We start from the raw sequence: 3,893 nt of genomic DNA on the forward strand, positions 1-3,893 counted from the left end.
GCAAAATTAATTACACATATCTAACCCCCTCTTGCCTTTTGCCTCTTGCATGAGTGCCTATCTTTACTAGGAAATTAATTTTGCACGACTACTTATTATACGCCGCGAGCGGCGGGGAATTAGACCCGAAGAGATTAAACCAGCGAGTCATGGTATTTTGGCAGTGGGTGAACTCTTTAAGTTTACACTATCTATAATTATGTTGGTATCAAGCAAGATTTTCACAGGTTATGTTTCTCCTTTAAATATTCCCATTTAGCTTGATCTGGATCAAAATCAGGAGGTGCAGGTTGGGTTTTCTCAAACCAGTTTTGCAAAACCTTGATTTTAGTTGGTCTTTTTGGTGTTTCTGGTGCTGATTCAGTGGTTAGGGTTGTGGTATGATCAAGGGTATCTGTAGCTGCCCAAACTACAATTTCCCCTTTTCTGGGGGGTAAATTCAGGGGTTCGGTAATTACTAAGTTACCAGATTGATCAATTTTTCCTTTGAGTTTGTATGCTTGCATGATGTTTTTCATGAGACTCTAGTTTTTATATTATTATCTCAAATTGACTGAATTGGAGGTTATTAACTGAATGTACACCTTAAAAATTAGTAGAGTTGGAAATTCCTTGGCTATAACATTACCTCAAGAAGCTCTGGAAAAACTTAAAGTTCAAGAAGGAGACAGTGTATTTGTCACTGAAACACCAACAGGTATTATTATAACTGCTGGTAATCCTGATTTTGAAAAAGCAATGGAGGCTTACAGAAAAGTCAGCACAAAATACAGAAATGCACTTCATGAGTTAGGGAAATGAATGGAATTTTCTGGTTAAATGAAATAATTGTTAAAGCTATACATGAAGACCAATTAATACAGCATGGTGGTCTGGCGGGTGTGCGAGATAACAATTTGTTTTTAGCTAGTTTAGATAGACCGAAAAATTTACTTGCTTATGGTGAACCTACACCCAGTATATTTGATTTAGCTGCGGCTTATGGTTATGGATTTGCTAAAAATCATGCTTTTATAGATGGTAATAAACGGGTAGCTTTCGTAGTAATGGCTATCTTTCTGGAATTAAATGGATATTCGTTAGATGTTCCAGAACCCGAAGTTGTTTTAATAATGGAACGACTAGCAAACGGTCAAGAAAGTCAAGAAACTATATCAGAATGGCTGCGAGAAAATTCTATTAAATATTAAAGGTTATCTGTGGCTGCCCAAACTACAATTTTCACGTTTCTGGGGGGTAAATTCAGGGGTTTGGTAATCACTAAGTTACCAGATTGATCAATTTTTCCTTTGAGTTTGTATGCTTGCATGATGTTTTTTATGAGACTCTGTTTTTATATGATATCATATTGAACAAATTTATTTTAATAAACCTCATCATGACTGCCAATATCTATCAATAAAATAACCATTTCTAATAACTACTCATCTTGGGAGAAGTTAAAGATAATTCTACAGTTATAAGCAACAGAACAAGACCATAAACCTGCTAGTTCACCTCCTAATTTATGAGAATTCAAAGATGGTGTAAAAGGATCATCAGCCAAAATCCTTAATACATTAATAATTTGATTTTTTAAGTGTGGATTTTTCTTTGTAATCTTCTTGAAAGACCTTTTAAATCCACTACTCCAAACAACTTCCATCATCATCTCCTAGTAAATCAGCAATCAAATCATCAACAGTTCCTCTCTTTGCTGTACCATTTTTAAAAGCCTGTTTTAGTTCTTCTGCATTAGTTAAAATTTCAGTTCGTTTTTGATTAATTCGTTGTTTTTGCAGAAAGTTAAATAAATACTCTCGATCTTCTGTGGGTAAATTTTCGATAGAATTAATAATTTCCTGTAAAGTCATCATGGAACCTCCTAAATTAAGTAAATTCTAGCTTTGGTAATTCTATTTTAATCTATAAGTTCACTGGTTGGGGTTGTGGTATGATCAAGGGTATCTGTGGCTGCCCAAACTACAATTTCCACGTTTCCAGGGGGTAAATTCAGGGGTTCGGTAATCAGCAAGTTAGCAGATTGATCAATTTTTCCTTTGAGTTTGTATGGTTGCGTGATATTTTTTTAGGACTTACGCAAAAGGGAACGAAAGTAGGGGTAATTCATGAATTACCCCTACGCAAGAATAAGGTTTTCAGTCACATCTTGCGTAAGTCCTAAATATAAAATGGTGATTTTTTCCGCTCTCTCGCATCAAGACTTGTGGAGTGTAACCTATGTTAGGATGTCTCTAGTATATTTTCTAAAAATTAATCTACAGGAATATCACTATGAGCTTACAGCGAGAGGTAGAATTAAAATCAGATGTAGGGATGGATTATAGCAAACTGCGTGACTTCCTCAAAGCTGGAAAATGGAAAGAAGCAGATGAAGAAACAGCAAGGGTAATGTTAGCGGTTGCGAAGCGGGAAGAAGAAGGTTGGTTAAATAATGAACATATTGATAATTTTCCCTGTGCAGACCTGCGAACTATTGACCAATTGTGGGTAAAATACAGTAATGGTAGATTTGGGTTTTCTGTTCAGAAACGCATTTATCAGGGTTTAGGCGGAACGAAAGAATATAACCCAGAAATCTGGGAAAAGTTCGGGGACAAGGTAGGATGGAGAAAAGGAGGAAGTTGGTTGGACGGACGAGATAGAGATACTATTATTTTTGATAAAAAAGCACCCGAAGGTCACCTACCGATGGTTTGGGGTTTTGGGTGGTGTGTGAGAGGTTGGGAGATGAGGTGCGAGTCTTCTCTCTCGTCGAGACTTGTAGATTGTAACCTGTAAAGGTTACAGTTTGTAGGGTGCGTTAGGAGCGCAAAAAGATTATAAAATATACAAATAAATTAAATACGCGACGTAACGCACCATTATTATTAAATGAGATTTTTAAAAACATAATAAAATAAATTATTTAGTAAATATGAGGTGCGTTACGCTGTCACTAATACACCCTACAAATTATCTATTACATCAGAAGATTAATAACAGAAGTCGGGGATCTAAATTTTATCAGAATCAGATATAATCAAATTGGGTAAATAACCAAAATAATCTATGAATACGTTAGAACTTCGTGAACAAATCCAAAAATATGTTGAACAACTGTCACCAGAAAAATTACTTGTAGCAGTTGATTTTTTAGCATATTTGGCAACAAGAGAAGATGATGCTACTCAAGAGTTATTAGAGATTGTAGGATTTAAAGAAAATTTTGATCATGCTAGAGAAAATGTAAAACAAGGAAAGGTGATTACTGTTGACAAACTTAAACGAAAATATTAATTATACTGTTGTTATTAGTATTGATGCAGGGGAGTTTTTTGAATCTGCTTCTGCTACTTTACAAAAAAAGTTAAATAGATGTTTTGAACGTTTAAAAATTAATCCTCGTAATCATCCTAATATAAAATCTCTCAAAGGTGAGTTATCGGGTTATTATCGTTATCGAGTAGGTGACTATAGAGTTATTTATGAAATTAATGATGATTTAAAACTGGTAACGATAATTTTTATCGCCTATAGAAGTAAAGTTTATGAATAGCTGAAATAAAAATTAAGCAGCCAATTCTGTAGGGTGTGTTAATTAAATGCAACGTGCCTTATAAATTCACCGTTAAATATCTTTGAAAAAAGCATTGTTTCCAAAAATACTTCATTTAAAACACTCAAGCTCTAATTACAGTAATTCTATATTGATTTTCCGTCACCACAACTTCAGTGGATAACCTCTCTTCCATTGGTAAGGCATTTTTCCGCCTATCAAAGATAAATAACCAACCAAAATCTAAACCCAAACGTCCTAAATAAGATTCTAATTGTTCAATTCCATCAGCTTGCGGATCGCGTTTTTTATCCCGCCATACTTTTAATTCAATCCCTAAAGTTACATCTTTATA

8 protein-coding genes and 1 pseudogene are annotated in these 3,893 nt (G+C 34.5%); 5 read left to right on the forward strand and 4 right to left on the reverse strand.

The window, feature by feature from the left end; translation table 11 throughout:
* Positions 1–221: 221 nt before the first annotated feature.
* Positions 222–506, reverse strand: a complete 285-nt coding sequence (locus IM496_RS16065; protein WP_016515349.1) for a hypothetical protein — start codon at positions 504–506, stop codon at positions 222–224.
* A 70-nt stretch (positions 507–576) separates the two neighbouring features.
* Between IM496_RS16065 and IM496_RS16070 the strand changes: the two genes are divergently transcribed.
* Both IM496_RS16070 and IM496_RS16075 read left to right on the forward strand, forming a co-directional pair.
* A complete protein-coding gene (locus IM496_RS16070; RefSeq protein ID WP_002751127.1) occupies positions 577–801 on the forward strand; it encodes an AbrB/MazE/SpoVT family DNA-binding domain-containing protein in 225 nt (74 codons plus the stop codon).
* Positions 798–1,190, forward strand: a complete 393-nt coding sequence (locus IM496_RS16075; protein ID WP_002731957.1) for a type II toxin-antitoxin system death-on-curing family toxin — start codon at positions 798–800, stop codon at positions 1,188–1,190. The genes IM496_RS16070 and IM496_RS16075 overlap by 4 nt, the downstream gene beginning before the upstream one ends.
* A 230-nt stretch (positions 1,191–1,420) precedes the next feature.
* Here the strand turns inward: IM496_RS16075 and IM496_RS16080 are convergent, their stop codons facing one another.
* The gene (locus tag IM496_RS16080; RefSeq protein ID WP_287662537.1) at positions 1,421–1,645 is read right to left on the reverse strand and encodes a type II toxin-antitoxin system RelE/ParE family toxin; all 225 of its coding nucleotides are present in this window, start codon (positions 1,643–1,645) and stop codon (positions 1,421–1,423) included.
* A complete protein-coding gene (locus IM496_RS16085) occupies positions 1,626–1,853 on the reverse strand; it encodes a hypothetical protein (RefSeq protein WP_172969780.1) in 228 nt (75 codons plus the stop codon). The genes IM496_RS16080 and IM496_RS16085 overlap by 20 nt, the downstream gene beginning before the upstream one ends.
* A gap of 421 nt (positions 1,854–2,274) precedes the next feature.
* Between IM496_RS16085 and IM496_RS16090 the strand changes: the two genes are divergently transcribed.
* The 3 genes from IM496_RS16090 (at position 2,275) to IM496_RS16100 (ending at position 3,538) form a co-directional block, all read left to right on the forward strand.
* Positions 2,275–2,781: a GUN4 domain-containing protein gene (locus IM496_RS16090; RefSeq protein ID WP_287662539.1), complete on the forward strand. Its 507-nt coding sequence runs from the start codon at positions 2,275–2,277 to the stop codon at positions 2,779–2,781.
* A gap of 270 nt (positions 2,782–3,051) precedes the next feature.
* Entirely contained in the window at positions 3,052–3,279 is a 228-nt protein-coding gene (locus IM496_RS16095) for a hypothetical protein (protein ID WP_002734104.1), read from the forward strand.
* On the forward strand, positions 3,254–3,538 hold the full coding sequence (locus tag IM496_RS16100; protein ID WP_002795042.1) for a type II toxin-antitoxin system RelE family toxin: 285 nt from the start codon (positions 3,254–3,256) through the stop codon (positions 3,536–3,538). Before IM496_RS16095 ends, IM496_RS16100 begins: the two co-directional genes overlap by 26 nt.
* Positions 3,539–3,662: 124 nt before the next feature.
* Here the strand turns inward: IM496_RS16100 and IM496_RS16105 are convergent.
* Positions 3,663–3,893 (reverse strand): annotated as a pseudogene (locus tag IM496_RS16105) (hypothetical protein); the annotation flags it as partial.

This window comes from Microcystis sp. M049S2, from assembly GCF_020245625.1.
Lineage (GTDB): Bacteria > Cyanobacteriota > Cyanobacteriia > Cyanobacteriales > Microcystaceae > Microcystis > Microcystis ichthyoblabe_A.

What these genes read in the sequence shown, in the direction of transcription:
- IM496_RS16070 (WP_002751127.1), top strand. Translation starts at nt 577, where the DNA reads ATGTACACCTTAAAAATTAGTAGAGTTGGAAATTCCTTGGCTATAACA.
- IM496_RS16085 (WP_172969780.1), bottom strand. Translation starts at nt 1,853, where the DNA reads ATGACTTTACAGGAAATTATTAATTCTATCGAAAATTTACCCACAGAA.
- IM496_RS16065 (WP_016515349.1), bottom strand. Translation starts at nt 506, where the DNA reads ATGCAAGCATACAAACTCAAAGGAAAAATTGATCAATCTGGTAACTTA.
- IM496_RS16090 (WP_287662539.1), top strand. Translation starts at nt 2,275, where the DNA reads ATGAGCTTACAGCGAGAGGTAGAATTAAAATCAGATGTAGGGATGGAT.
- IM496_RS16075 (WP_002731957.1), top strand. Translation starts at nt 798, where the DNA reads ATGAATGGAATTTTCTGGTTAAATGAAATAATTGTTAAAGCTATACAT.
- IM496_RS16080 (WP_287662537.1), bottom strand. Translation starts at nt 1,645, where the DNA reads ATGGAAGTTGTTTGGAGTAGTGGATTTAAAAGGTCTTTCAAGAAGATT.
- IM496_RS16095 (WP_002734104.1), top strand. Translation starts at nt 3,052, where the DNA reads ATGAATACGTTAGAACTTCGTGAACAAATCCAAAAATATGTTGAACAA.